23 protein-coding genes and 1 tRNA gene are annotated in these 26907 nt (G+C 74.8%); 12 read left to right on the plus strand and 12 right to left on the minus strand.

Features of this window, described 5'->3' with window-relative positions; translation table 11 throughout:
* Nucleotides 1-620 precede the first annotated feature (620 nt).
* Nucleotides 621-2039, minus strand: a complete 1419-nt coding sequence (locus tag IE332_RS38960) for a hypothetical protein (protein WP_189926268.1) — start codon at nucleotides 2037-2039, stop codon at nucleotides 621-623.
* Between the two features lie 347 nt (nucleotides 2040-2386).
* On the opposite strand from IE332_RS38960, the gene IE332_RS38965 reads away from it, so the two are divergent.
* Nucleotides 2387-2869 carry a PH domain-containing protein gene (locus IE332_RS38965; protein ID WP_189926271.1) on the plus strand — a complete coding sequence of 161 codons (483 nt, stop codon included), beginning with the start codon at nucleotides 2387-2389 and terminating at the stop codon, nucleotides 2867-2869.
* Nucleotides 2870-3607: 738 nt separating this feature from the next.
* Here the strand turns inward: IE332_RS38965 and IE332_RS38970 are convergent.
* Nucleotides 3608-4282 (minus strand): hypothetical protein, encoded by a 675-nt coding sequence (locus tag IE332_RS38970; protein WP_189926273.1) that lies wholly within the window; start codon nucleotides 4280-4282, stop codon nucleotides 3608-3610.
* A 95-nt stretch (nucleotides 4283-4377) separates the two neighbouring features.
* On the opposite strand from IE332_RS38970, the gene IE332_RS38975 reads away from it, so the two are divergent.
* Entirely contained in the window at nucleotides 4378-4650 is a 273-nt protein-coding gene (locus tag IE332_RS38975; protein ID WP_189926274.1) for a hypothetical protein, read from the plus strand.
* A gap of 76 nt (nucleotides 4651-4726) precedes the next feature.
* Here the strand turns inward: IE332_RS38975 and IE332_RS38980 are convergent, their stop codons facing one another.
* A complete protein-coding gene (locus IE332_RS38980) occupies nucleotides 4727-6316 on the minus strand; it encodes an FAD-dependent monooxygenase (RefSeq protein WP_189926276.1) in 1590 nt (529 codons plus the stop codon).
* 53 nt (nucleotides 6317-6369) lie between these two features.
* Here IE332_RS38980 and IE332_RS38985 point away from each other — a divergent pair, with 53 nt between their 5' ends.
* Nucleotides 6370-7092, plus strand: coding sequence for a TetR/AcrR family transcriptional regulator (locus IE332_RS38985; protein ID WP_189926278.1), 723 nt, complete (start codon nucleotides 6370-6372; stop codon nucleotides 7090-7092).
* 19 nt (nucleotides 7093-7111) lie between these two features.
* Here the strand turns inward: IE332_RS38985 and IE332_RS38990 are convergent, their stop codons facing one another.
* Nucleotides 7112-7510, minus strand: coding sequence for a nuclear transport factor 2 family protein (locus IE332_RS38990; protein WP_189926280.1), 399 nt, complete (start codon nucleotides 7508-7510; stop codon nucleotides 7112-7114).
* Between the two features lie 70 nt (nucleotides 7511-7580).
* A complete protein-coding gene (locus tag IE332_RS38995) occupies nucleotides 7581-8612 on the minus strand; it encodes a glycosyltransferase family 2 protein (protein ID WP_189926282.1) in 1032 nt (343 codons plus the stop codon).
* 357 nt (nucleotides 8613-8969) lie between these two features.
* Between IE332_RS38995 and IE332_RS39000 the strand changes: the two genes are divergently transcribed.
* The 3 genes from IE332_RS39000 to IE332_RS39010 all read left to right on the plus strand — a co-directional run bounded on the left by IE332_RS39000 (nucleotide 8970) and on the right by IE332_RS39010 (nucleotide 12958).
* Nucleotides 8970-10655 (plus strand): FAD-dependent monooxygenase, encoded by a 1686-nt coding sequence (locus IE332_RS39000; RefSeq protein ID WP_189926284.1) that lies wholly within the window; start codon nucleotides 8970-8972, stop codon nucleotides 10653-10655.
* Between the two features lie 144 nt (nucleotides 10656-10799).
* Nucleotides 10800-11618, plus strand: coding sequence for a methyltransferase domain-containing protein (locus IE332_RS39005; protein WP_189926287.1), 819 nt, complete (start codon nucleotides 10800-10802; stop codon nucleotides 11616-11618).
* 182 nt (nucleotides 11619-11800) lie between these two features.
* On the plus strand, nucleotides 11801-12958 hold the full coding sequence (locus IE332_RS39010) for an RNA-guided endonuclease InsQ/TnpB family protein (protein WP_229929277.1): 1158 nt from the start codon (nucleotides 11801-11803) through the stop codon (nucleotides 12956-12958).
* Nucleotides 12959-13031: 73 nt separating this feature from the next.
* On the opposite strand, the gene IE332_RS39015 is transcribed toward IE332_RS39010, so the two are convergent.
* Nucleotides 13032-13985: an SDR family oxidoreductase gene (locus tag IE332_RS39015; protein WP_189926289.1), complete on the minus strand. Its 954-nt coding sequence runs from the start codon at nucleotides 13983-13985 to the stop codon at nucleotides 13032-13034.
* Nucleotides 13982-14596 (minus strand): TetR/AcrR family transcriptional regulator, encoded by a 615-nt coding sequence (locus IE332_RS39020; RefSeq protein WP_229929278.1) that lies wholly within the window; start codon nucleotides 14594-14596, stop codon nucleotides 13982-13984. The genes IE332_RS39015 and IE332_RS39020 overlap by 4 nt, the downstream gene beginning before the upstream one ends.
* Nucleotides 14597-14820: 224 nt before the next feature.
* On the opposite strand from IE332_RS39020, the gene IE332_RS39025 reads away from it, so the two are divergent.
* The gene (locus IE332_RS39025; RefSeq protein ID WP_373313956.1) at nucleotides 14821-15024 is read left to right on the plus strand and encodes a hypothetical protein; all 204 of its coding nucleotides are present in this window, start codon (nucleotides 14821-14823) and stop codon (nucleotides 15022-15024) included.
* 99 nt (nucleotides 15025-15123) lie between these two features.
* Here IE332_RS39025 and IE332_RS39030 read toward each other — a convergent pair whose 3' ends face one another.
* Nucleotides 15124-15609, minus strand: coding sequence for a hypothetical protein (locus IE332_RS39030; RefSeq protein ID WP_189926293.1), 486 nt, complete (start codon nucleotides 15607-15609; stop codon nucleotides 15124-15126).
* Nucleotides 15610-15943: 334 nt separating this feature from the next.
* Between IE332_RS39030 and ligA the strand changes: the two genes are divergently transcribed.
* Nucleotides 15944-18037: an NAD-dependent DNA ligase LigA gene (gene ligA / locus IE332_RS39035; RefSeq protein WP_373313957.1), complete on the plus strand. Its 2094-nt coding sequence runs from the start codon at nucleotides 15944-15946 to the stop codon at nucleotides 18035-18037.
* A 31-nt stretch (nucleotides 18038-18068) separates the two neighbouring features.
* On the opposite strand, the gene IE332_RS39040 is transcribed toward ligA, so the two are convergent.
* The gene (locus IE332_RS39040) at nucleotides 18069-18812 is read right to left on the minus strand and encodes a hypothetical protein (RefSeq protein ID WP_189926296.1); all 744 of its coding nucleotides are present in this window, start codon (nucleotides 18810-18812) and stop codon (nucleotides 18069-18071) included.
* A 231-nt stretch (nucleotides 18813-19043) separates the two neighbouring features.
* On the opposite strand from IE332_RS39040, the gene IE332_RS39045 reads away from it, so the two are divergent.
* Complete coding sequence (locus IE332_RS39045; RefSeq protein WP_189926298.1) at nucleotides 19044-19259, plus strand: hypothetical protein; 216 nt, start codon at nucleotides 19044-19046, stop codon at nucleotides 19257-19259.
* Between the two features lie 85 nt (nucleotides 19260-19344).
* On the opposite strand, the gene IE332_RS39050 is transcribed toward IE332_RS39045, so the two are convergent.
* Nucleotides 19345-20904 carry an alkaline phosphatase family protein gene (locus IE332_RS39050; protein ID WP_189926306.1) on the minus strand — a complete coding sequence of 520 codons (1560 nt, stop codon included), beginning with the start codon at nucleotides 20902-20904 and terminating at the stop codon, nucleotides 19345-19347.
* 243 nt (nucleotides 20905-21147) lie between these two features.
* Between IE332_RS39050 and IE332_RS39055 the strand changes: the two genes are divergently transcribed.
* Together IE332_RS39055 and IE332_RS39060 are read left to right on the plus strand one after the other, a co-directional pair.
* The gene (locus IE332_RS39055; RefSeq protein ID WP_189926308.1) at nucleotides 21148-21912 is read left to right on the plus strand and encodes a GntR family transcriptional regulator; all 765 of its coding nucleotides are present in this window, start codon (nucleotides 21148-21150) and stop codon (nucleotides 21910-21912) included.
* Nucleotides 21913-22096: 184 nt separating this feature from the next.
* Nucleotides 22097-23290 (plus strand): serine hydrolase domain-containing protein, encoded by a 1194-nt coding sequence (locus IE332_RS39060; protein WP_229929280.1) that lies wholly within the window; start codon nucleotides 22097-22099, stop codon nucleotides 23288-23290.
* Nucleotides 23291-23693: 403 nt separating this feature from the next.
* Here the strand turns inward: IE332_RS39060 and IE332_RS39065 are convergent, their stop codons facing one another.
* Nucleotides 23694-25007, minus strand: coding sequence for a phage tail sheath family protein (locus IE332_RS39065; RefSeq protein ID WP_189926310.1), 1314 nt, complete (start codon nucleotides 25005-25007; stop codon nucleotides 23694-23696).
* Nucleotides 25008-25573: 566 nt separating this feature from the next.
* Nucleotides 25574-25645: transfer RNA gene (locus IE332_RS39070), tRNA-Glu, on the minus strand.
* 134 nt (nucleotides 25646-25779) lie between these two features.
* On the opposite strand from IE332_RS39070, the gene IE332_RS39075 reads away from it, so the two are divergent.
* A complete protein-coding gene (locus tag IE332_RS39075; RefSeq protein WP_189926312.1) occupies nucleotides 25780-26784 on the plus strand; it encodes a helix-turn-helix domain-containing protein in 1005 nt (334 codons plus the stop codon).
* Nucleotides 26785-26907: the final 123 nt, after the last annotated feature.

Raw genomic sequence — 26907 nt, forward strand, 5'->3', positions numbered from 1 at the left:
CACCCGGGACGAAGCCGCGATCGCCTCATGCCCGCGGACGGCACGGGCCCCCTCGGTCGGCTCGTCGCGGTCGAAGCCGTGGACGCCCTGCGGCATGTCGACCAGCCGCACCGGCGTGCCGTGCGTCCGTGCGTCCGTGCGGCGGCCAGGAACCCGTCCACTGCCCCGGCCACCTCCGGACCTCCCGGTCCACCCGGCCCCCGCTGGCGCCGGCGCCGACCGGAAGCACGAACTGACCCGTGCGGCGGACGACCGGGTGCCCGGCCGTGCACCGACCGGCCATCGCCAGGCCGGAGTTGCTCTGCGACGGTCTGCGCGAGGCGTACGCGCCGGCCGCCCCGGCCCTCGCCGCGGGGCACCGCCCGCCGTCGGGGGGAACGGCGCTCGACTGCTTCGTCGCGGCGCACTCGCGCTCCCACCGCCGGCGCGAACCGCCCGCCCGCCATCCGGCTACTGGGAGTTGGCGGGCGAGCCCTCCCCCACCCTCGACGCGGCGGACGCCCGGCTGGGCGAGGCGCAGCCGCTCCGGCGCCTGACGACCCGCCGGAGCCGCGCGGTCCGCGCAGCCCGCGCAGGAAGTCGGCCCGTCCGACTTTCCGTGCGCCGGCCAGTGGGCCCGGTTACACGGGGGCGGCGTGGTCGAGCCTCGGCGTCTGACGGCCCCGGCCCTCGGCCACGTGCTCCGCCGGACTCCGCTGCGGGAGGACGTCCGGGGCGGTCACGGAGAGCGCGTGGGCCTCGTGCAGGGTGCCGGCCGCGGCGGCGTTGTCGTTGTCGACGAGCTCTGCCATGGCCAGGTCGGTGAGGGCCCTGACCAGGCGACGGGTACCGGCCGCGGGGTCCGTCGCGTGGAGGCGCCGTTCGATGTCGACGCTGCGCCGCAGCCGGGGGATCGTGGTGCGGGTGTAGGCGTGCGGGCGCTCGCCCAGGACGGCGCGGCGCAGGTCGCACCGCCGGGTGAGGGTGCCGAGGGCGGCGAGCAGGTCACGGTCCTGCGGCAGCGGCGTGCGCGCGGCGGCGGTGCGCTCGGACCTGCCGGTGATGGCCTCGACGGCCCCGACGAGGGCGCCCAGTCCCGCCTCGAAGGAGGTGCGTGGGCCGAACGACCAGTGGTGGATGCTCACACCCAGCAGCGGCTGGAGGCGTTGGCCCGGGTCGACGCCGAGCGGTTCCGGCGAGTCGGCCGCCGCCTGCTCGTCCCGTCCCCCGGAACGGGCGAACAGCGCGGCCCGGACGGCTTCGTGGAAACCGAAGTCGCCGCTCTCCCCCCGGGCGGGCAGGTTCTCGGCGGCCCGTGCGGCCTCCGCGAGCAGGGGGTGGACCCGCGCGGGGTGGCCGAGGTCGTCGAACCACAGCGCGGCACCGGCCGTCCGCAGGGCCGTGACGGGGCTGGGGGCGCGCCGCGCCTGCCCGCCGCGCCGGCGGGCGAAGGCCTCCCGTTCGAGGAACTCGCCTTCAAGGAACTCGCCTTCGAGGGCCGCGTGTTCGACGGCCATGGCTTCCTCGGCGCGGCCGGCGAGGCGGAGCAGCACCGTGAGGTCGAGCAGCCGCCACATCAGGTCGCTTCCGCCTTCCCCGGTCACGGCCCGGGAGCGGTCGGCCACCGCGCGGGCGGCGTCCACGGCCTCGTCGAACCGTCCTGCCTCGGCGAGGGCGTGGGAGAGCTCGGCGCGCAGGACGGCGGCCCAGCCGAGGTCCGCCACCGGCCGGGCCTCCTCGGCGCGCCGGGCCAGGTCGGACGCCTCGTACCGGGCGGCGAGGGCGAGGTCGTGGGCGCCGGTGCGGGAGTACGCGTGGGCGAGGGAGGACACGGCGGAGGAGGCGGGGCCCAGGTGTTCGACCGCGCCGTCGGCGACCAAGGCGCGGTAGATGTCGGCGGCCTCCTCCATGAGGCGGACGGCCCGCCCGGGGCGGACTCCGGGGCGGACCGCCAGGCCCCGCAGCGCCCGTGCCAGCGCGGGCAGCCCCGTGGCCGGGTCGGTGCGCGCCGCCTCCCGGCAGCGGGCGACCGTCTCGGCGGTGACCGGTTCCCGCCTCATCCGAGCAGCCCCTGCGGGGCGTGGTCGGACGGGGCTGCGCACATGGTGGTCACACGGTTCCTTCCCGAGCCGGGGACGCGGCGTTCTCCCACCCGAACGCCACTCCCCCGGTCCGGGTTCCGGCCGGCCCGCCCGGGTCCGCGCGCGGGAAGTCGGACGGGCCGACTTCCTGTGCGCGGGCCCGGCGGGTCGTCAGGCGTGCGGCGCCTGTCGTACGCCGCGGGACGGGCCGGTCGGCGTCCGCACGATGTGACGGCATGACGGCATGACGGCATGACGGTAGGACGGTATGACGGTTGATGGTGCGACGGTTGACGGCCGGGCGGCGCCGGTGCCAGCATCGCGAGGTGACTGATGGCCCCGGCTCTGTGATCCGCATCCCCACCGGCTTCTGGCAGCGTGTCATCCTGACCGTGGTCGGGGCGGTCTTCCTCCTCCTCGCGGTCGTCGAGCTCACCATCGGGGCGTGGGGCGCCAGGATCCTCGGTGTGGCGATCGGGGTGCCCTCGGTGGTGATGATCTACCGGTCGCCGCGGCTGGGGGTGGTCGTCGACGACGGTGGGATCACCAACCGCTCGCTGGAACGCACCCGGCGGATCCCCTGGTGCGACATCGCCTCGGTCGAGCCGGCCCGCGCCGGGTCCGCCGCCCCCTCGACCACCCTGGCCCTCACGACGGAGGGCGGCGAACGGATCGTCCTGGACAGCCTGGCCGGCTACGCGACGACCGACGGAGCCGCCCGGCTGGAGCGGACGCGGGCCCGGATCGAGGCCGTGCTCGCCGCCCACCGGACGGGCTGCGCGGACTGCGCGCACGCCGCCCCCGTGTAACCGGGCCCACTGGCCGCCGCACGGAAAGTCGGACGGGCCGACTCCCTGCGCGGGCTGCGCGGACCGCGCGGCTCCGGCGGGTCGTCAGGCGCCGGAGCGGCGGCGGTAGGTGGCCACCAGGACGCCCGTCTTGCCGACGACGCGTATGGGTCCGCTCCTTCGGATCGCTCGGGATTGACGCGGTGGGACCGGCGGCCCGGCCGGGTGCCGTCGCCCCCGGCCGGTCAGGGGACGGGCCGCGAGAACCGATGGCCGCCGTCCCGCCGGGAGGCTTGACCGGCGGCGAGCGGCGGACACGGCGCCGACCCGACGGGGAGGATCCCGTGGAGGACCCGCAGTTCACCGTCCTGCTGCCCACCCCCTCCCCCGGCGGCGCGGAAGCGCTCAAGGCCGTCCGCGCCGACACCGGGCTGAGCCTGTGGCGCAGCCGGCAGCTGCTGGATGGCGTGCCCGTGGACGACCCTCCGGTGGACGGCGTGCCCATGGCCGGCGTGCCGGCCGCCGTCCGGTGTGGCTGGTGCCGGCGCACGCTGCCCGGCGACGGCTCCCCCGTCGATCCCGGGCCCTGCGCGTCCGTGTACTGGCCCGCCGCCCACTGCCCACTGCCCACTGCCCACTGCCCACTGCCCACTGCCCACTGCCCAGCCAACGCGGTAACCGGGTGCGACTGTTGCCCCCGGCCCGGCCGGGCACCACGGGGCCGACGGGGCCGACAGGGCTGACGGGGCCGACGTCCGGTCAGCGCTTCTGCCACCACCGGCGGCGCGGTGCCTCGGCCGGGGCCGTGCCGTCGGGTGCGGGGCCGGTGAAGGGGGGCAGGGCACGGAAGCGGTCGTCCAGGACGGCGGTCGCGCCGACCCGGGCGAGGGTCTGCCGTACCAGGGTCAGCGGGTGGGTGGGGAAGTGGGCGTCCCATTCGGGGAGGTCGGCGACGTGGTACGGGTGCGGGGCGCTCAGTTGCGGGTCGTAGGGGTGGGGGCGGAAGTAGGTGTCGAAGCCGACCCGGTCGGCGACGACCGCCTCCCGCATGCCGCTGACCGCTCCCTCGGCGGCCTGCACCTTCAGGACGACGCTGCACCGGTCGCGCGGCACCGTCCATGCTCCGACGAAGATCTGCCCGGGGCCGGACGGCCTGGGGATCTTGATGAGCTGCCACAGTCCCGGCACGCCGCCCAGTTCGCGCACCTCGGCCTCGATCAGGGCGGCCCCGCTCCGCGCGGTGTAGCGGGCCAGTTCGCGCAGCAGCCGCTCGCCCGCGTCGAGCGGGGCCACCAGGTCCGGGACGATCGCGAAGTCGTGGACGGACAGGACGACTCCCCGCTCGTCGTCCCACACCCGGTCCGCGCTCCCGGCGCCGTCCTCGTCCTCTCGCGGGACGAAACCGGCCAGGTCCAAGCTGATGATCGCACTCATGACGGCCATCCTTCCGCCTCGGGCCGCCCGGGGGAAACCTCCTCCGACGGACAGCCGTGGTGATCACCACGGTCCGGACGCGGGAGAATGGACGGGTGACCGGCAGTCAGCTTCCCCGAGGCATCACCGCCCTGATTCCCAGCGCCCCCACCACCGCCACACCCGGTGAGCGGGCGGCGTCGCAGCTCCTCCACCTGCGGACCGTGGAGGTGCCCCTCCCGCTCCTGGCCGCGGCCGTGGAACTGATCGCCCCGCAGCTGGAGAGCGCGGACCAGGTAACCCGCGAGGCCGCCGCCGACGTCCGCGCCCGCCTGCTCGCCGCGCTCGACGGCGCCGGGCCACAGGCCGTCCGGCCGGGCGCCGGCTGAGGCCGACGGGCGGGCCGAGGCCGACGGGCCGGCTGAGGCCGACGGGCGGGCTGAGGCCGACGGGCGGGCCGGGGGGTCAGCCTGCCGGCTGGTACAGGGATGAGGGCGCACCGGCCCAGCAGCGCAGCGCGTCTTCGAGGCCGGCGGTGTCGGCACTGTCGCAGGCCCACGCGACCACGCCGTCCGGGCGGACCAGCACCCCCGCCGGGGTCGCCCGGCCGGCGTCGGTCACGGCGCGCACCCGCCCGCCCCAGGGCGCGGCGAGGCGGGCGAAGGCGCCGTCCGGGGTGCGGTCGAGGAGCAGGAAGCCGCCGTCGTGGCCGTGGTCGGCCAGGCGGGAGCCGTCGGCGAGCGGCAGGTCGGGGGCGGCGCGGCCGGTCAGCGGGTGGTCGCCGGGCAGGTCGAGGCGCTGGGTGACGCCGGAGATCTTCTTGACCGCGTGGGTCGCGCCGTCCCGGGTGGCCAGCAGGTCGGCGAGGACCTCGCGCAGCGCGGCCGTCTTGGCGTCCCCGCGCAGCACCCCGGTCTGGGCCCGGGTCCAGTCCAGCACCCAGGCGCCGAGGGGGCGGCGTTCGGCGTCGTAGGTGTCGAGCAGTCCTTCGGGCGCCCACCCGGCGACCACTGCGCCGAGCTTCCAGCCGAGGTTCATCGCGTCGCCGACGCCGAGGTTGAGCCCCTGGCCGCCGAACGGCGAGTGCACGTGCGCGGCGTCGCCGGCCAGCAGCACCCGGCCGGCGCGGTAGGCCGCGGCCTGGCGGGCGTTGTCGCTCCAGCGGCTCGCGGGGGCGCGCAGCGCGGTCAGGGTGACGTCGGTGCCCGAGACCCGGCGCAGGCTGGCCTGCACCTCGTCGAGGGTGACGGGTGTCGAGCGGTCGGCGGGGGCGCCGTCGAACTCGACGGTGACCACCCGGCCGGGCTGCGGCCCGCAGCGGTAGGCCCCGCCGGTCGTCCAGGTCCATCCGTCGGCGAGTTTGTGCGGTTCGGCGATGTCGGCGACGGCCATGCGCCCGGTGAGTTCGGGGTCGGTGCCGGGGAAGCCGATGCCCGCGAGGCGGCGCACGGTGCTGCGTCCGCCGTCGCAGCCGACCAGCCAGCCGGTGCGCAGCGGGCCGGCGGTGGTGTCGACGAGCACGCCGTCGCCGGTGTCCCGGAGCCCGGTGACCTCCACCCCGCGGCGCACCGGTACGCCGAGCCGCGCGACGTGGGCGGCGAGCAGTTCCTCCAGTTCGCGCTGCGGCACCATCCGCGCTCCGTCGACGGCGGTGTGGGCGGCGAGGTCGGGGTCGGACCAGTCGACCAGGGCGGGGTCGAGGACCATCCCGGCGAAGTGCCCGGTGAAGCGCGATTCGCGCGCCGGCCGGTCGCCTTGGCGGTCCTCGGGGGTGCGGACGAGGGGCCCGAACCGCTCCAGCAGGTCCCGCTGCACCCGTTCGGCGGCCGGCAGCAGGCCTCGGCGGTCGAGCGCCTCGGCCGTCGGCACGTTGATCCCGCCCGCCTTCATCCCCGCCTCCGGCTCGGTCAGCCGTTCGAGCACCTGCACCCGTACGCCGCAGAGCGCCAGTTCCGCGGCGAGCACGAGGCCCACCGGTCCGGCCCCGACCACCGTCACGTCCGCGTTCGTCTCCGCCACGTCCACGCCCTGCTCCACGTCCTGGTCCACATCCATAACGAACAGTGTTCCATAAACGAACGGCGTTCGCATCGAGCTATGATGGCCGGGTGAACCCGAGAGAGCGACGCGAGGCCCGCCACCAGCCACCGAACCCCGACGCCGGAACCGCCCCCAGGCCACGCCGCCGCAAGGCCCCGATCACCGTGGAACAGGTCGTCGACACCGCACTCGGCGTCATCGCCACCGAGGGCTACGAGGCGCTGACCATGCGCCGACTGGCCGGCGAGCTCGACACCGGCCCCGCCTCGCTCTACGCCCACGTGGTCAACAAGGCCGACCTCGACGAGCTGCTCATCGGACGGCTGTTCGCCGAACTCGCCCTGCCCGAACCCGACCCGGCGGCCTGGCGCGAACAGCTGCGCGACGTGTGCGCCGGGATGCGCGACCAGTACCTCCGGTATCCCGGCATCTCCCGCGCCACGCTCGCCGCGGCGCCCACCGACGTCGAGATCCTGCGCGTCGGCGAGGGCCTGCTGGCGATCCTGCTCACCGGCGGCGTCGCCCCGCAGGCCGCCGCCTGGGCCGTCGACGCCCTCCTGCTGTACGTGGCCGCCTACTGCCTCGAACTGTCGATCGCGCACCAGCGCGCGGCGCACGAGGACACCGCCTGGGTCGTCGACCGCGACGAACTGCTGCGCCGCGTCACCGCGCTGCCCGCCGCGGCCTTCCCCCACACCACCCGCCTCGCCGCCGAACTCACCGCGGGCGAGGGCCACGACCGCTTCGACTTCACCCTCGGCCTGATGATCGACGGCCTCGCCTCCCGCTAGGGCCCGTCCTCAAAGCGCCTCAGGGCGTCACGGTGTCCCCGTGGCGGTGCACCACCCGCCACTGCCCGTCCTCGCGGCGGTAGACCTGGGTGGCCCGCAGCGTGTAGCTGCGCGGGCGCCCGTCGACGGACACCGTGACGTGCTCCAGGGCGACGGTGTGGGCCATGTCGCCCACCACGTCGGCCGCCAGCAGGTCGAAGGCGTACGAGGTGCAGTGGGAGAAGCTCTCCTCCAGGAAAGTGAAGAGGTCGTCGACCTCCTGCCGGCCGGTGGCGTTGCGCCACGCCCCGAACAGGCTCACCGGTTCCCTGCGGGACCACAGGGCCCGGCGCGGGCCCGCGTCACCGTTGTGCAGGGCCACCTCCGCCGCGCGCAGGTCGGTCCCGACCCAGCGCAGGAAGTCGTCGTGGTCGGTCATGCCTCCATGATGCGCCGCCCCGCCCGCCCCGGCCCGTCTCCCGGGTCCTCGCCGCTCCCCGGCCCCGGGCTCAGCCGCGGGCGGCGGCCTGGCGGGTGCGGCGGGCGAGGCGGTGCAGGCGCTGGACGGCGACGAAGCGGTGCATCCGGTCGGCCAGTGTCAGGCGGTACTTGAGCCGCAGCTGGCTGCTCAGCCCGGCGATCCGCTGGGGGCCGATGGCCGTCAGCAGCCGGCTGACGTGCTGCTGGTAGGCCTCGCGGTAGGCGCGGTCGCCGTCCGGGACGGACCAGAAGAACATCGGGATCTCTTCGACCAGGCAGTTGCGGTCGTAGGCGCTCAGGTGGTCGGCGAACACCGGCTCGGGGCGGGCGAGCAGCCATTCCCGGACGAGCTCCATCGAGCGGACCCGGTCGACCAGGCCGCGCGGGTCGGTCTTCTTCTGGGTGATGGACAGGTTGCCGTCCTCGCGCACCCGCCAGTGGTAGACGGGCTCGGAGAGCACGTCCACCCGTTCGGCGAGGAAGTGGTGGGGCACGCTGACCGGGGCGTCCTCGTACAGGATGCCCTCGGGGTAGAGGATGCCGGCGGTGTCGAAGAAGGAGCGCCGGTAGACCTTGTTCCAGGCGGTGCGGTCGGTGACCAGGGCGGGCAGTTCGCTGACGTGGGTGCGCAGCCGGGTCTCGCGGAAGGCGCGGCGGTGGCCGTGCGAGGGGGTGAGGCCGGTGGTGCGCAGGCGCAGCGCGTTGCCGGTGCAGAAGTCGGATCCGGTCTCGTCCAGCGTGCTGATCATCAGCTGGTAGGCGTGCGCGGGCAGGGTGTCGTCGCTGTCGACGAAGGCCAGGTACTCGGTGCCGGGGGTGAGGTGGCGCCAGCCGGTGTTACGGGCGGCGCCGAGGCCCTTGTTCTCCTGCTGGACCAGCCGGAAGCGCCGGTCCCGGGCGGCGTACTCCTTGGCGATGACGGGGCCGTCGTCGGTCGAGCCGTCGTCGACCAGGACGCATTCGAAGTCCTCGAAGGTCTGGGCCGCGATCGAGTCCAGGCACTCCCGGAGGTAGCGCTCGACGTTGTAGATCGGGACGACGACGGACAGGCGGGGGGCCATCGGGGGCCTTTCGCTCAGGTGCGGACGGGCCGGGCGGACCGGGCGGACCGGACGGGCACGCACCGACGGCGGCCGACCACCGGCAGTGGCCCGAATGTAGGGACCGCACAAGGCTGCTGGGTTAACGGGTGGTGAGGTGGAAGCTGCGGATCAATGGAGCAGGCGTGCCCGGGGTCAGCCGGTCGCAAACACTAGCGCCCCGGACGAGGGACCAGCCCGCGAACCCTTGACGCCGACCGTTGACACCACCCTCTGAAGCCGACACCGTACGCCATTCCCCGCCGGGCGGTACGGGGCAGCGGAGGGCAGCCTGGGAGTACGGCGGCACCGCCGGTGCCGGTCGACCGAGGAGCGGGCATGGGCGACACCGACACCGACGTCCTGGTCGTGGGGGCCGGACCGGTGGGCCTGACCGCCGCCGCCGAGCTGTGCCGCCGCGGCGTGCGGTGCCGGATCGTCGACCGGCTGGACGCCCCGCAGCCGTACGCCAAGGCGGTCGGGATCCAGCCCCGCACCCTGGAGATCTGGGACGCCATGGGGCTGGTGCGCCGGGTCCTGGACGAGGCGGTGCCCCTGCTCGGCCAGCTCTCCTTCGTCGACGGCGCCCCCGGACCGACGCTCGGACTCGACCTGCCCGCCGAGGTGCCGTACCGCTTCGCCGCGCTGCCCCAGAACGCCACCGAACGGCTGCTCGCCGAGCACCTGGCCGGCCGCGGCGCCGTCGTGGAGCGCGGCACCGAGGTGCTCGGCCTGACGCAGGACGAGGACGGCGTGCGCGTCACCCTGGCCACCCCCGGGGGTCCGCGCGAGCTGTCCGCCCGCTGGGTGGTGGGCTGCGACGGCGCCCACAGCACGGTGCGCCACGCCGCCGGGATCGGCTTCGGCGGCTCCGCCTTCCCCGAGCAGTTCATGCTCGGGGACGTCGAGCTGGACTGGGACCTGCCGCCCGGCTACGCGGTGCGGGCCACCCGCGGCGGAACGCGCGACGGGGCCCGCGGAGCCCGCGACGGAACCCGCGGCGGCGCCGACGGGGCCGCCGGCACCCCCGGGGAGACGCTGGTGTGCGTGCCGCTGCCGGGGCGGCGCCGCTACCGGGTGTCCATGACCGTCCCGCCCGAACTCGCCACCGACGCCGACCCGGTGCGCGGGGTCGCGCACGGCCTGGAGGGCGGCCGCGCCCCCGAACTGCGGCACCTCCAGCAGGCCCTGGACCGGCTGTCGCCCCGGCCCGTCACCGCGTCCGCGCTGCGCTGGTCCTCGGTCTTCCGGATCAGCCACCGCCTCGCCGAGCACTACCGCGCCGGCCGGCTGCTGCTGGCCGGCGACGCCGCCCACATCCACCCGCCGACCGGCGCCCAGGGCATGAACACCGGCATCCAGGACGCCTGGAACCTCGCCTGGAAGCTCGCCCTCACCGTGCACGGCGCCGCCACCGCGGACCTGCTCGACAGCTACCACGCCGAACGCCACCCGGTCGGCGAGGAGGTCGTCTCCCGCACCGTGCGCCACGCCCGCGCGGGCTTCGGCACCGACCCCGCGGACCCGGCCACCCCGCTGCTGCGCGAGGCCCAGCTCCTGGTCGGCTACCGCGACGGCCCGCTGACCGAGCCCGCCCCGGGCACCGGCCCGGCCCCCGGCGACCGCGCCCCCGACTGCCCCGGCCTCACCCGGCCCCTGACCGCCTACCCGCAGCGCCTGCACGAGCTGCTGCGCGGCACCCACCACGTCCTGCTGCTGGCCGCGGGCCCCGCCACCGACGCGCCGACCCTGCACGCCTGCGCGGCGGCCGCCCACGCCGCCGCCCACGGCCTGCTCGACGCGTACGCCGTCCTCCCCCCGGAATCCGCCGGCTCCCCCACAGCCACCGACGGCCTACGCCTGCCCGTCCTCCGCGACACCGGCGCCGCCTTCCGCGCCGCCTACCGGCCCGGCGACGGCGAGGCCCTGCTCATCCGCCCCGACGGCCACCTCGCCGCCCGCCTGCCCGCCACCGACCCGGCCCGCCTGGTCGCCCACCTGCGCCGCACCTTCGTCCCGGCCTGACCGCCCACCGACCCTGACGTTGCGTCACCTCCCGCCCTGGAGCGACAACCGCCATACCAAACAGCAGAGTTGACGGTCAGTCGGCCACCACGCCCCGCAACCGGTGACCGGCGGTGCCCGAACCGCTGCCTATAGTGGGGCGCCATGAGCGACCCGCGCCCCACCTCGGCCTTCCACACGGCCAACGTCGACCTCGCGGCCACCGAGCGGCTGACCGCCGCGCTGGACGTCCAGGCCGCCAATCCGGGTGTGCGGCGGCTGCGCGCGTGGGCGCACGAGCGGCTGGCCGCGCGCCCCGGCGAGCGGGCGCTGGACGTCGGCTGCGGCACCGGCTCGGAGACCCGGGTGCTCGCCAACGCGGTGGCCCCGGACGGCAGTGCGACCGGCGTCGAACCCCACCCGGGGCTGCGCGCCGTGGCCGAACGGCGCGCCGCCGAGGCCGGCAGCCCGGCCCGGTTCCTGGACGGCGACGCACTCGCGCTGCCGCTGCCCGACGCCGGCGTCGACGTGGTCTGGTGCGAGCGCGTCCTCCAGCACCTGGACGACCCGGCGCGGGCCGTCGCCGAGATCGCCCGGGTGCTGTGCCCGGGCGGCCGGGTCGCCCTGCTCGACACCGACTGGGCCACCTTCGTCCTGCACCCGGCCGACCCGGAGATCCGCCCCGCACTGTCCACCGCCGTCCGGGCCGCCGCCGCCACCCCGGACGCCGGGCGCCGGCTGACGGGCTGGCTGGCCGGGGCCGGTCTGAGCGTCGACGAGCTCGGCTCCGACGTCCTGCTGCACGACCCGCGCACCGTCAGCCGACCGATCGTGCAGGGGATCGCCGCCGCGGCCCGCGCCAAGGACCTGATCACCGAGGAGCAGCGCGACCGGCTCCTGGCCGGTCTCGACGAGGCCGCCGGGCGGGGCGCGTTCCACCTGTCGGTGACGATGTTCGCGGCCGTCGCCCACCGGCCCCGCTGACCACCCGGCGGGCCCGCCCACCTGCCCCGACCAGGCGCCAGACCGGGCGCCCGAGCAGGCGTCAGCATGATCTTGCGAGGAGCCCCGGGCGTTTACGCCCGGGAGGAATCGCGTCCTTGGCCAGGAGGGGCGGAGCGCCGGAGCCAAGTGCGTTGTCAGACCCCCGCTGTAGCGTCGGTGGTGTGAAGCTCGTGACGCAGGTGAAGCTGATGCCGGAGGCCGACCAGGCCGCCGCGCTCCGGGCGACCCTGCGCACGGTCAACAAGTCGGCGAACTGGGTATCAGTGGTGGCGTTCGAGCGCGGGGTTCCGCGTGAGTACGAGTTGCGCAAGCACACCTACGCCGAGTTGAAGGCGCGCGGACTGGGGGCGCAGGCCGCGCAGCACGTCATCAAGAAGGTCCGCGATGCTTACACCACGCTCAAGGGCAACCTCAAGGCCGGGAATCTGGGCAAGCCGGGTTCGAAGCGCCGGGCCAGGGCCGAGTCCAGGCCCGTCGCCTTCCGGCTGGATGCCGCGCAGCCGTACGACGACCGCTGCCTGTCCTGGCAGTACGACCAGCGGACGGTGTCGATCTGGACCGTCGCCGGGCGGCTCAAGGGTGTGCGGTTCGCGTGCTCGCCGGACGCGCTCACGATGCTCCGCGAGGACCGCAAGGGCGAGAGCGACCTGATCGAACGTGACGGCGTGTTCTACCTGATCGCCACCTGCGACATCCCCGAGCCGCAGGTGTACGAGCCTGCCGGGTTCGTCGGTGTGGACCTGGGCATCGCCAACATCGCCACCACCTCCACCGGCTACCGGGCGGCCGGGCGCGGCCTGAACCGGCACCGCGAGCGGCAGCTCGACCTGCGGAAGAAGTTGCAGGCCAAGGGAACCAAGTCCGCGAAGCGCCTGCTGAAGAAGCGCGCCCGCAAGGAAGCCCGGCACACGGCCAACGTCAACCACGTCGTCTCCAAGACCATCGTCACGACCGCTGAACGCACCGGACGCGGGATCGCCCTGGAGGACCTCACGGGCATCCGCAGCCGGGTACGGCTCCGCAAGGACCAGCGGACCACTCTGCACTCGTGGAGCTTCCACCAGCTCGCCACCTTCGTGGAGTACAAGGCGAAGCGCGCCGGGGTTCCGCTGGTGTACGTCGATCCGGCGTACACCAGCCAGGAATGCTCCCAGTGCCACCACATCGACCGGAAGAACCGTGTCGATCAGGCAACGTTCGCGTGCCGCGCCTGCGGCACCCTGCTGCACGCGGACGACAACGCGTCCCACAACATCGCCCGCAGGGGCGAGACCGCGTGGACCTCGGGGCGTGAGTCACGCGTCCCAGCCACCCCATAAGGGTGTCCGGACGGAGGAGGCCACGTGGCAGCCAGCCACGCCCTACCTCCAAGCCTGGTCCTTCAGGGCCGGGTCAAGTTGACAGCGGTTCGCCCAGGGGACCGTACTGCTCCTCCAGGTTCGCGGCCCAGTGCGCGGCGAAATCCGGCTGGGTGCCGTCGGCGTCGGTGAACCCGTACTCCCGGTACAGGCCCCAGGTCGCCAGTGCCCGCCCGGTCTTGGCCATGACGTCCGGGTCCGCGGCCAGTGCGGCCACCGCCCGGCCCAGGTAGGCGGGGCTCTCGGAGTGGGCGAAGTTCGGGTCCTGTTCGGCGCCCTTGCGCCAGTCGTCCTCGGTGACGCCGAAGTGCTCCAGCAACGCCTCCGAGCGCAGGAATCCGGGCGTGAGCGCGACGGCGGCGACGCCGTGCGGCCGGAGTTCGGCGGCCTGGGCGACGGCGAGGCGGATGACCGCCGATTTCGCCAGGTCGTAGAAGAAGGAGCCGCGGTAGCGGGCGGTGTTGCCGTCGGTGACCTCCACGACCAGGCCGCTCCCGCGGGCGACCATGAGCGGCAGCGCGTACCGGCTGGTGATCACGTGGGTCTCCACCGCCTGCCGCAGCAGCCGCAGGCCGGTGTCGAGGTCCTGTTCCCACAGGGGGTGTTCCCAGTCGGTGAGCGGGTCCCCGCCCCAGACGGAGTTGACCAGGAGGTCGAGCCGTCCGTCCTGTTCGGCCGCGATCCTGCCCACCAGGTCCCGGACCTCCTCGGGGCGGCTGTGGTCGGTGCGGACGGGGATGCCCCGGCCGCCGGCGGCGGTGACCTGCTCGGCGGTGCCCTCGATGGTCTCCGGGCGGTCCAGCTCGGAGCGGCCGCCGGCGCTGCTGCGGCCGGTGACGTACACCGTGGCACCGGCGGCGCCGAGCGCGACGGCGATGCCCCGCCCTCCGCCCCGGGTGCCGCCGGCGACCAGGGCCACCTTCCCGGCCAGCGGGCGGCGCTCGTCGGCGGTCGCGTCAGTGGTCGCGTCGGTCGTCACGTCAGTCATCGCTGTTCCTCCGGGGTGTCGGCGGGCGGGAGGTGGGGGCGGAGCACCGCGTCGAGTTCGCCGCGCAGCCGCTCGCCGAGGGCGCCTTCGCGCTCCAGGGCCCAGGTCAGGCCCGCTCCGACGGTGACCGCCTGCACGGTGCGGGTCAGCGCGGCGACGTCGGTCCCGGCACGCAGTTCGCCGGCGTCGGCGGCCTGCGCCAGCAGCTCGGCGACCGCCCGGGCCTGGGCGCGGTGGACGGCCAGGGCGCGCTCGTGGAGCTGCGGGTCGGCGAGGTCCGCGCACAGGAAGGCCAGGTGGTTGGCGAACGCCTCCGGCGTGGCCATCACCGCCACCGTCTCTGTCAGCAGTGCCGCCAGGGCCTCGACGGCGCTGTCGTGGGCGCGGCGCACCCGTCGGATCAGCTCGTCGGCGTCCTGGACGGACCGGTCGGCGAGGGCCAGGAGCAGGCCCCGCTTGGAGCCGAACCGCTGCACGAGGGTGCCCGGTACGACGCCGGCCTCGCGCGCCACCACGGCCAGGGTGAGCCCGGCGGGCCCCACCTGCCCCATGACCCGTGCCGTCGCGCGCAGGATCGCCAGGTCGTCGACCCCGCGGGGACGTCCGGCCATCGCCACCTCCCATTAATAAATGCCTGTTCATTTATTAAAGCGGGGCGGAGCCGCCCCCGGCAACCCGCCCGGCCGGACGACACACGGCGGGCGACGCATCGCGAACAGGAGGCACATTCACCCGGACGGAGTAACTTGGTCGTACTCCACCCGTCATGGTCCGGCCGTCGGAACGACCATCGAAGGACCGTGCGTACGGGCCACCAGGCGATGAGGTGATGGACATGCGCGAACCGATGACCGAGGGCGGCGTGCCGGAGTCGGCGTCCGGGATGCGGCGGCAGCTCTACAGCGGGGGCGAGCGCCCCTTCGACCCCGAGGACCTCGTGATGGCGTCGGGCCGCGACGTCACCCCCGGGCGTCTGGAGTGGGCGCGCCAGGAGATCGAGCAGAAGGGCGCCGCCGCACTGGAGCGCTACCTCCCCTGAGCGGAGGCGGTCCGGCGGTGGTGCCGCCACCGGACCGCCGAGCCAGGCCGTTGAGCCGGACCGCTGAGCCGGAACCGCCACACCGAACCCGGGCGGGTCTCAGGGGAAGCGCAGGTCCTGCCACGAGCAGGAGGAGTCGGTGCCCCTGCCCGCGATCGTCCAGCCGGCCGGCACGGGGTAGCCGTAGACCCGGCCGCCGGGCATCGTGCAGCCGACGTCGGTCCTGACCACGGCGCCGTGCGGCGCGCCGCCGAGGTAGGCGACGGAGGAGGTCCGGGCGTCGAGGGACACCCCCACCAGCACCCAGCCGGCGGGCACGGTGGTGTTGGCCAGGACGCCGACCCGGGCCAGGTAGGGCGCTCCGCCGAGGTACTCGATGGTCTTCTGACCGGCCGCCTGGTCCTGGGCGATCGCCGCCCAGCCCGCCGGGACGGGGGCGTACAGGCCGATCTTGGTCTGCGTCCCGAACGGCGGGTTCGCGGCGGCGGCCGCACCCGCGGTCGCCGCCGGCCACAGCAGGGCGGCCGCCGCGAGCGCGCAGGCGGCCAGGACGGGGGTTCTTCGGACGGACGCGCTGGAGCGCATGGGGACTCCTCGATGCTCGGGGCGGGACCACGGACGCGAACAGGAGAGAGGGGAGAGGACGAGGACGGGGCGCTGATCGTCACGGGCCGGACCGGACCAGCCCGGCGGGCGGCGCCCCGTCACCGGCCACGCTCCACCCCGGCGTGACCGGCCGTCAACGCCGCCCGCCCCCGGCCGGGGGCAGACCGCGCGCACCGCCACCCCGACGGAAGCGGGGCGCGCCCGCCCGCGCGCCGGTGGTACGCCCGCCCCGCCCCGGCGGACCCGACCGGCGCGGCCCCCGACGTGACCCCGGCGCGGTCCGACCGGTCGAATGTCAGTGCCAGTGGCGATGATGCTGCCTATGAACGACGCCGCTCTGCTCACCCCCGGCGACTACGCCGATGCCGTTGCCACCGCCGTACGGGCCGCCGCCGCCTACTACACCGACGGCGCCACCCCGCTGGGCGACGACGAGTACGACGCCCTGCTGCGCGCCGTCGCGGCCTACGAGCAGGCGCACCCGCAGGAGGTGCTGCCGGACTCCCCCACCGGGAAGGTCGCCGGCGGCGCGGTCGGGGGCGACGTGCCGCACAGCGTGCCGATGCTGTCGCTGGACAACGTCTTCTCGGCCGAGGAGCTCGCGGACTGGGCGGCCGGGCTGGAGCGCCGCCTGGGCCGCCCGGTGGACGCCTGGTGCGTGGAGCCCAAGCTGGACGGGCTGGCGGTGGCCGCCCGCTACCGCGCCGGGCGGCTGCACCAGCTGATCACCCGCGGCGACGGCCTGGCCGGCGAGGACATCAGCCACGCCGCCGACGCCGTCCTGGGCCTGCCCGCCGTGCTCGCCGAGCCGGTCGACGTCGAGCTGCGCGGTGAAGTCCTGCTCACCCGCGAGCAGTTCGAGCACGCCAACGAGGTGCGCACCGCCCACGGCGCCGTCCCGTTCGCCAACCCCCGCAACGGCGCGGCCGGCACTCTGCGCGCCAAGGACCGCCCCTACCGGGTCGAGCTGACCTTCTTCGGCTACGGCGCGGTCGGCCTCGACGAAAGCCCCGACGGGGGAATCGGCGACGGGCCCGGCGAAGGCGAAGGCCTCACCCACAGCGCCCTGCTGGAGCGCCTGGCCGCCCTGGGGGCCAACACCGCCGCCACCACGGCCGCCCACCCGCTGCGCTGCGCGACGCTGGAGGAGGCCCAGCAGCGGGTCGACGAGATCGCCGCGCTCCGCTCCGAGCTGCCGTTCGGCATCGACGGCGTGGTGGTCAAGGCCGACTCCGCGGCCGACCAACGGGAGGCCGGCTCCGGCTCGCGCGCGCCGCGCTGGGCCGTGGCCCGCAAGCTCGCCGCCGAGCACAAGGTCACCCGGCTCCTCGACGTGGAGTGGAACGTCGGGCGCACCGGCATCATCGCCCCGCGCGCCGTCCTGGAGCCGGTGGTCATCGACGGGGTCACCGTCACCTACGCCACGCTCCACAACCCCGCCGACATCACCCGGCGAGGCCTGATGCTCGGCGACCGGGTCTTCGTCTACCGGGCCGGTGACGTCATCCCGCGCGTCGAGGCGCCGCTGGTCGACGAGCGCACCGGCGAGGAGCGGCCGATCGCCTTCCCCGAGGTCTGCCCGCGCTGCGGCGACGCCATCGACCGGGAGGAGCAGCGCTGGCGCTGCGTCCGGGGCCGTGACTGCCAGCTCGTGGCGTCCATCAGCTACGCCGTCGGCCGCGACCAGCTGGACATCGAGGGCCTGGGCGGCACCCGCGCCGTCCAGTTGGTCGAAGCCGGCCTGGTGAGCGACCTCGCCGACCTGTGGACCCTCACCCGTGAGCAGCTGCTCGCCCTGGAGCGGATGGGCGACACCAGCACCGACAACCTGCTCGCCGCGATCGAGACCGCCCGCAGCCGCCCGCTCAACCGGGTCTTCTGCGCGCTCGGCGTGCGCGGCACCGGGCGCACCATGTCCCGCCGGATCGCGGCCCACTTCGGTTCGATGGCCGCGATCCGCGCCGCCGACGCCGAGACGCTGGCGCAGGTCGACGGCATCGGCACCGAGAAGGCCCGCGTCATCGTCGCCGAACTCGCCGACCTCTCACCCCTGTTGGACCGCCTCGCCGACCGCGGCGTGGGCACCGCCGTCACCGCCCCGCAGGCACCCGCCACCGCCAGCGCCGAGGAGCCGACCATAGAGGGCACCGGCCCGCTCGCCGGCGAGGCCGTCGTCGTCACCGGCAGCATGACCGGCCCGCTCGCCGCGCTCTCCCGCAACGAGGTGAACGAGCTCATCGAACGCGCCGGCGGCAAGGCCTCCTCCTCCGTCTCCAAGCGCACCACCCTCCTCGTCGCCGGAGAGAAGGCCGGCTCCAAGCGCGCCAAGGCCGAAGACCTCGGCATCCGCATCCTCACCCCCGACGAGTTCGCCGCCCTGGTCGCCGCCCACCTGCCCCAGGCCTGACGGCCCCGGGCAAGCGGGACGGACGCCGGCGTCAGCGCACGACGTCGGCGTTCTCCCAGTGGCGGTCGAAGTACTCCTTGAAGTACTTCGCCGCCTCCGGGCCCTCCAGGCGCATGCCGGACACCCGGGCGCCGACGGTGAAGGCCAGGAAGACCGCGCGGTCGTCCATGATGGCCATGCTCAGCAGGTCCGCCCGGATCGACCAGCGCACGTCCCTGATCTCGTAGCGGGTCAGGTCCCGGGTCTCGGCCCGGTGCCGGGCGGTCCAGTCGGCGAACTCGGCGGACGAGCCGGAGCAGAACAGCCGCCGCACCGAGCCGCCGGCGCGGGCCCAGTCCAGCACTCGGCGGAAGTAGTCGGCGAACTCCTGGGTCGACTGGCTGAAGTCGTCCGGGGTGCCGGTCCGGACGTACCAGGTGTCGAGGTTGCGCACCCCGCGCTGGAGCAGGTAGGCGGTCGCCGCCCCGTAGAAGGCGGCGGCGTTGGGGTAGTGCTCGATCCGGCTCGGCGCCGACCGGTCGACGCTCTCGCGCAGGGACCGGAGCTCGTCGCGCATCCGGGCGAGCTCGTCCTTCGACTTCCGCAGCGGCACCAGCGCCCGCATGATCACGTAGATCGCGAGGAACAGGAACGGCATCTGCCAGGCCAGCGAGACCCCGAACACCCCCGCCACGGCCGACGCGCCGCAGGCGACGATGCACATCCCGGCGACCACCCGGTCGTCCCACGACGCGATCTGCCGTTCCGACTCCTCGACACTCCGACTCCCCGGCACGGTCCCCACTTCCGATCGATGATCGACGTGAATGCGTGTGATGCGCAGTGGAATTGACGATGCATCATGGTAGGGGCGGCCTCGGAACGACCAGAAGCACAGGTCCGTCGCGGTTCTGTCACACCGCCATACGGACGGGGGGCCGCGCGCTGCCGAGTAATGAGTGGTCAACTCTCCTGGCAGGAAATAGACTTCGCGCAGCCTGAGCCCAACTCGTCCACGGGGGAACTGATGAAGCTCCGCACTTCTGCCATGCTCGGCACCGGTCTGCTCGTCGCCATCCTGCTCTCCGCCGGCACCGGGAGCGGCGCCTCCGGCACCGCCTCTGCCGCGGCGCAGGCCGGGCCCGCCTCCGTCGCGGTCAGCCAGGACGCGTCCGCGACGGAGTACGGCCTGCTGCTGACCGCCGGCACGGACGCGACGACCGTCGAGTACGGCCTGCTGTAGGACCGCCGCACCACACGCTCGACGACGGGGCCCCGCACCGGACGCCGGTGCGGGGCCCCGTCGTGCCCGTGGTTGGTGACCGGTGTCAGGAGGTGGTGAAGGTGACCTGGTCGACGGTCCAGAAGGCGCTGTTGGTGCCGGTGTAGCGGAACTGGAAGCGGGCGGTGGTGGCGGACGCCGGGATGGTGACGGGCAGTTGCTCGACGGTGTTGAGGTCGCTGCGGTAGGACTTCACCAGCTGCGGGGCGCCGTTGTCGAAGACCACGTACAGGTCGCCGGTCTGCGGGCCGTCGATCTTGTAGTTCGTCGCGAAGGAGAGCGTGCCGCGGCTGCGGCCGGTCACCGGGTAGGCGGGGCTGACCAGGGTGGAGTCGAACTGGCCGGCGCCGTGCGCCTTGTCGTCCCACTCGTCGGAGTCGGCGACGGCGAAGACGTTGCGGGCGCGCACGTTGGTCTCGCGGGACTGGCCGAGCTGGGTGGCGGTCCAGAACTCGTCGGTGGCGAAGGCCCAGCCGCGCCACTCGGTGACGCCGCCGCTGGGCATCCGGGAGTTGTCGATGCTCCAGCCGGCCGGCGGGGTGTGCGTCCAGCCCTTCACGGCGGCGGGGATGCCGGTCTCGTCGACGCGGGTCTGCAGGCTCGGGCGCAGCGCGTCGAAGGCGTCGGGGGTGATCTCGTCGATCGGCTGCCCGTCGAGCTTCCAGGCGGGGTCGACGGGGACGCCCTGGTGCTTGAGGACGGTGGGGGCGATGTCGACCGGCTTGACGTCGTAGCGGCGCGAGCCGGGGGTGTAGCCGGTGCCGTCGGCGATCAGGAAGGTCTGCCGCTCGTTGGCGCTGTTGCCGCCGTGGCCGCCGGCGTCGGTGTGGCCGTGGTCGGTGGTGACGACGATCAGCCAGTCCTCGGAGCCGTACGTGGGGCGGGACTTGACGGCCTGGACGACCTGGCCGACGAGGGCGTCGACGGAGTGGATGGCGGCCGCGTACTCGGGGCTGGTGCCGCCGTGGGCGTGGCCGGCCTCGTCGACCTCGTCGAAGTGCAGGAAGGTGGTGTCCGGGTTGCCGTGGGCGAGGTAGTCGGCGGCGTCGGTGGCGGTCTTGGTGTCGTTCTCGCTCTCCGGGATGCGCAGGTCGGCGCGGCCGTTGAAGACGTTGGCGGTGATCGGGTTCCAGGAGCCGATGACCAGCGTGGAGTTGGTGGGGTCGGCGTTCTCCAGGCGGGTGGCGAAGTCGGGGAACAGGTCGAAGCGGGCGCCGGTGAAGGCGTTGTCCTTGACCTGGTGCTTGTCGGGCCAGGCGCCGGTGGCGATGGTCGACCAGCCGGGGCCGGACAGGGTGGGTGCCAGCGGGTTGGCGTAGAGGTTGCTGGTGGCGGTCAGGCCGCCGGCCATCAGGGCCTTGAGGTTGGGCGCGTCGGCGGTGAGCAGCTTGTCGTAGCGGGTGCCGTCGACGCCGATGACCAGGGTCTTGGCCTGCTTGGTGCCGTTCGGCAGGCCCTGGTACGAGCCGTCGGCGGTGGCGGTGGCGTCAGCGGTGGCGGTGGCGGTGGCCGCGGAGGCGGCCGCGGCGGACAGCGGGATCAGCGCGGCGGCGGCGGCGGTCGCGGTGGCGAGGGCGACGGTGCGGGCGGACCGGGAGGTACGCAAGGGGGGCTCCCAACGGGGCGGCGGCGCGGTGCAGTTGCACCGGCACCGAGGATGGGGCGGCCGGGCGAGGACGGGCCCTCGGCGAATCCACGGTTGTATGAACAACCGCCGAAATTCAGTCCAGACCGGTTATCGTTCCGTGACCTTTGGGTCCGCTCCCCCGGGCCCGCTTCCCGCCCACACCTCCGGGTCCGCTCCCTCCGCGCCCGCTTCCCGTCCGGGCCCGCTCGGTAGGCTTGCCCGGTGATCCACCCCATCCCCCCGGCCGGCCCCGAGCCCGCCCGCGCCGGCGTCCCCGAGCACGGCCGGGTGCCGAAGTACTACCTGGTCAAGTCCCGGCTCGAGGACCTCATCGGCGACCTGGGCCCGGGCGGGCGCCTGCCCACCGAGGCCGACCTGGCCCAGCGTCACGGCGTCGCCCGGGCCACCGTCCGCCAGGCGCTGCGCGAGCTGCTCCTGGAGGGCCGGCTTCGCCGCCAGGGCCGGGGCACGGTCGTCGCCGGGCCCAAGATCGAGCAGCCGCTCTCCCTCACCAGCTACACCGAGGGCGTCACCCGCCAGGGCCTGCGCCCCGGCCGCACCCTGATCGGCCTGGACCGCCTGCCCGCCGACCCGGCGATGGCCGGGCGCCTGGACGTGGCCGAGGGCGAGCCGCTGTGGCACCTGGAACGCGTGCTGCGCGCCGACGAGGAGCGGGTCGGGCTGGAGTCCACCTACGTGCCCGTCGCCCGGGTGCCCGACCTGGCGGACGACTTCGTCCCCGAGGACTCCTTCTACGGCTACCTGCGCGACCACGGCGTGCACCTGGGGGCCGCCGAGGAACGCATCGAGACCGTGCTCGCCACCCCGCGCGAGGCCCTGCTCATCGGCACCCCGCCCGCCCTGCCGATGCTCCTGCTCCACCGCCGCAGCCTGGACGCCGACGGCCGCCCGCTGGAGCAGGTCCGCACCCTGTACCGCGGCGACCGCTTCAGCTTCACCCTGGCCCTGGGCGCCCCGCCCGCCTGAGGACCCGCGGCGGGCCGGCCCGGACGGGGTGCTCGGGGCGGGGTGCTCGGCTGGGTGGGTCACGGCGGGCCCGCGGCGGTTTCCCCGGGCTGCCGGCGGGTGATCCCTTGCGGCCGGAGCGGCGGTCCGACGCCCGTCGCCGAGTCACCCTGAGCACCCCGAGCCGTCGTCCGGAGGCCCCGCCGTGTCCCTGCACCCCCGCCCGTCCCCGCACCCCCGCCGCCCCGGCCGCGCGGCCGCCGTCCTGCTCGCCGCCGCGCTGGCGCTGGCGCCCGCCGGGCCCGCCGCGGCATCGGCAGCCGCGGTCACGCCCCACGACGACGGTGACCTCGCGCTGCGTGCCCGGCTGCAGGAGCTGGTCGACCGTCCGGACGGGCCGCCCGGCGCGATCGCGGTGCTGCGCGAGGGCGAGCGGGTGCGGGTGTTCCGGGCCGGGGTCGCCGAGGCCGGCACCACCCGTCCGCCCCGCACCGACGACCACATGCGCCTGGCCAGCGCGGCGAAGGCGTTCAGCGGCGCGGTCGCGCTGCGCCTGGTCGACTGCGGGCTGCTCGGGCTGGACGACACGGTCGCCGGCCGGCTGCCCGCGCTGCCCGCCGCCTGGGGCGCGGTGACCCTGCGCCAGCTGCTGAACCACACCAGCGGGCTGCCGGACTACAGCGCGGCGCCGGACTTCCTCGACGTGATCCGCGCCGACCCGCACCATGTGTTCGACTCCCGGCACCTGCTGGACTTCGTCGCCGACCGGGACCTGGAGTTCGCCCCCGGCTCCCGCTACCAGTACTCCAACTCCGACAACATCGCCGTCGCCCTGATGGCCGAGGCCGCGACCGGCCAGCGCTACGAGGACCTGCTGGACTCGCAGGTCTACCGGCCGCTCGGGCTCACCCGGACCAGCCTGCCCTCCGGCTACCAGCTGCCCGCGCCGTACCTGCACGGCTACGACGTCCAGCCGCCCGACCCGCCGGAGGACGTCAGCACCCGGTTCGGCGCCTCGGGCTCCTGGGCGTCGGGCGGCCTGGTGTCCACCCCGAGGGACTTCAGCGCGTTCGCGGCCGGGTACGCGGGCGGCCCGCTGATCGACGACGCGACCCGCCGCCAGCAACGGGACTTCGTCGCGGGCGCCTCCGAGCCGGCCGGCCCGGGGGCCAACCGCGCCGGACTGGCGATCTTCGAGTACCGCACCCGGTGCGGCGTGGTGTACGGGCACACGGGCAACACCGCGGGCTACACCCAGCTCGGCGCGGGCACCCCGGACGGCCGCCGCAGCCTGACCGTCTCCGTCACCACGCAGGTCAACCAGCGCGGCAACCCGGACCTGCTGGCACACCTGCGGGACGTCGAGGAGGACTTCGTCTGCGCGCTGCTGACCGACTGAGGCCGGGGGCCGGGGGCCCGGGGCCCGGGGCCCGGGGCCCGGGGTCCGGGGTCCGGGTCCGGGGCTGCGGGCTCCAACTGTCGGGACCGGCCCGTACGTCGGTCCCCGCACCCGCCCGTCGCAGCAGTCACCGCGCTCCGGGAGACCGCGACGACCACCGCCGCCGAGCACGGCGTCGCCCTGACCGAGTGCGCCGTCGACGCCGTCCTGGCCGATCCGCGGCGCCTCGTCCTCGACCACGACCGCTTCGCCGGCCCGTGGGTGGACGGGCGGCCGCGGCCGGTGTCACCCGAGGCGCCGGCGGGGGCGGTGTTCCCGAGCGGACGGCCGTACGCGGCGGCCGTGGTCGGTTCTCGCGTCGGGAGCTGTCTGCCCCGCCCGGGCGGGGCAGACAGCGGGCCCGTCAGGTGGCCTTGGTTGCCTCTCCGGGCTGTCCCGCGATCTGGGTGATGGTGAAGTGGACGAACTCGGCGGGGCGCACGGGTGCGACGCCGATGTCGCAGATGACCTTGCCGTCGTCCATGGTCTCGGGTGTGTTGTTGGTGTCGTCGCAGATCACGTAGAACGCCTCGTCCGGTGTGCGCCCCACGAGGGCGCCCTGTCGCCACTGGTCGGTGAGGAACGAGGTGACGGAGTGCCGCAATGTCGCCCACAGCCGCTCGTCGTTGGGCTCGAACACCGCCCAGGTCGAGGACTGGCGGATGGAGTCGGAGAGGTAGGACACCAGGCGGCGGACGTTGAGGTAGCGCCAGTCGCGGGTGGTGGACCTGGTGCGGGCGCCCCAGACGAGCAGGCCCCGGTCCGGGAAGGCCCGCAGGCAGTTGACGCCCTTCGCGTTCAGCTCACCGTGCTCGTCGTCCGTGACAAGGGTTTGGAGCTTGAGGGCGCCGCGGAGGTTCTGGTTGGCGGGGGCCTTGAAGACTCCGCGTTCGGCGTCGGTGCGGGCCCAGACGCCCGCCATGTGGCCGCAGGGCGGCACGGTGCGCTCGACGGCGTCGACCCCTCGGACCGTGATCCACGGGTAGTACAGGGCGGTGAAGGCGGCGTCGTCGGAGTCGGGCGAGGCGAGCGTGTCGGCGAAGGCGCCCGCCTGGCCCGGGGGCAGGCCGGGCGGCGGGTCGAGGATCGCCAGCCGGTTGCGCTGCTCGGTGCAGTGCTTCACGACCTCGGCCATCCTGCTGACGCCCGCGGCGTCGTCGGGCGCGGGCACCTCCTTCTCGGAGGAGACGTCCGCGGTCATGTCCCAGAGGCTGGGCACGGCGACCATGGTGACCTCGGGAACGCTCGCCAGTGCGGCGAGGCCGGTGCGGGCGTCGGCGTTCCCCTTGAGGGCCTCGGGCGAGACGGCGCTCTGCGGGCTGGTGAAGCCCACCACGTAGCAGGTGCTCCCGCCGTTGGCGAAGAACCCGTGGACCGCTTCGGCCAGGGGCAGGCACCGTTGCAGCGTATGGATCGTGGCCGGGTCGGTCGCGTCCGCGAGGTCCTTGGCGATTCCCTCGATGCTGTAGCGGGCGGCGAACTCCCGCCAGCTGCCGATCTTCTGCGGGACGGCACGCTCGGCGTCGGTGAACGGCGTGGGGGACGCATCCCGAGGGTCGTTGGCGGAGGCCTTGGTGTAGCCGAGGAAGGCCGGGACCGAGGTGCTCGCCCCGGTGATCGTGCGTACTCCGCTGGGGAGCTCCTTCACGAAGACGCCTGGCGGGTTCGGGTCGGGCATCTGCTCTCCTTGAGATGAGGGGGCGCTGCTTGTGCGAGCGGCGAAGCCGTATCCACCCCAGCGCAGTGCGCCGTCCGGACACCCCTTTGAGAGGGCAAACCATCTCTTCGGGTGAACCTCTGTACTGGCGGGCCCGTAGGCGGCGCTTCCCCAGATGCCGGCTTCGTGAGACGAGCACCACCCCAGGACCGCTCAGGAACCGGCGCTCAGGAACCGGTCGGCAAGGCGCGCAGCCGGCTGACCGGCGAGAACGGCCCGGAGCCACCGTGCGTACGCGCCGCCGCCGTTCACCGGCCTTCCCCGTCGCGCTGCGTACCCGCCCGGCAGCCCGAGCTGCACGGGCCTCCGCGCGGCGCGACGCTGGAAGACGGACGGCGCCCGCAGCCCGGCGGCGCGCCGCCACCACGACCCCGGGCTCCGTCCTCGACATCTCCTCGGTCTACACCTACGACCGGCTGCCCTGAGGGAGTGTCACCGAGAAAGTGGCGAAACAGCGGGACCGAAAAGCGGGGTCACCGGAAAAGCAACAGGGGCGGAAGTCGAAAACGACTTCCGCCCCTGCCCGTTGGAGCGCCGGGCCCGAATCGAACGAACCCCTCCCACTGAAAGTGGGCGTGCTACCGCTGCACCACCGACGCCTGTCCGGCCGGGTCTTCGACCGCTTCCGCGATCCTGTCCCGCCGACGAGGAAGAAGTTACCAGCTGATGATCGGGAGAGGAAAATCGGCAGGACTCCCCCGCCGCCGGCGGGGCGGAACACGAAGGAGCGGCGGTGAACGCGACCGCGAGGGAACGGTTCGACCACTGGCGGGAACTGATCGGGCGCACCCGGGCCAGCGAGGTGGCCAGCGCCCACGCCGACGACTTCCGCGCCGAGATGCGGCGCCTGGAGCTCGGTCCGGTGACCCTCCTGCGCACCTCGTTCCCCTCCGCGCGGTTCTGGCGGACCGAGCGCATGGCCCGGCGCTCGGACGCCGGGGTGCACCACCTGACGCTGCTGCTCGACGGCGACATGGCCCTGAGCCGCGACACCCGGCACCCCACGGAGGCCTTCGCCCCCGGCGACCTGCACCTGCTCGACGGCTCGGACCCCTTCGACCTGCGGGCCTTCGCCTCCCCCGCCTCCGCACCCTCCTCCGCCCCCGACCGGGCCGAACGCCGAGTCGAGGCCGTCGGCGTCGACTTCCCCACCGCCCTGCTGCCGATCCCGCCGCAGCGGCTGCGCACCGTCCGGGGCCGGGGGTTCTCCGGCCGGGAGGGCACCGGCGCGCTGCTCGCGGACTTCCTCGTCGGCCTGGACCGGCAGGCCGCCCTCCTCGGACCCGCCGAAGCGCCCCGCCTGGGCACGGTCGTGGTCGACCTGATCGCCGCCTGGCTGGCCCGGGAGCTCGACACCGAGACCGCGCTACCCGACGACACCCGCCGGCGCGCCCTCGTGGAGAACGTCCACGCCTTCATCCGGCGCAACCTCCACGACCCCGAGCTGACACCCGCCGCGATCGCCGCCGCCCACCACATCTCCGTCAGCTACCTGCACCGCCTGTTCACCCAGCACTCCGAGGGCGAGACGGTCGCCGCCTGGATCCGCCGCCGGCGGCTGGAGCGGGCGCACCGCGACCTGGCCGACCCCGCGCTGCGCACCCTGCCGGTCCACGCCGTCGCCGCCCGCTGCGGCATCCCCGGCCCCTCCGACTTCAGCCGCGCCTTCCGCACCGCGTACGGGCTGCCGCCCGGCGAGTACCGCCGCCTGGCACTGGCCGGCGGCACGGACGGATGACCGACCCGTCGACGCACTGCCAACGACCTGTCGACGCAGCGCCAACACGGCCGGCCCGCGCACTGGCATCGTCCACCTGGACGACGGCGGCCCGGCACGCCACGGGGGAGCGTGCCGGGCCGC

This window comes from Kitasatospora xanthocidica (assembly GCF_014656195.1).
Lineage (GTDB): Bacteria > Actinomycetota > Actinomycetes > Streptomycetales > Streptomycetaceae > Kitasatospora > Kitasatospora xanthocidica.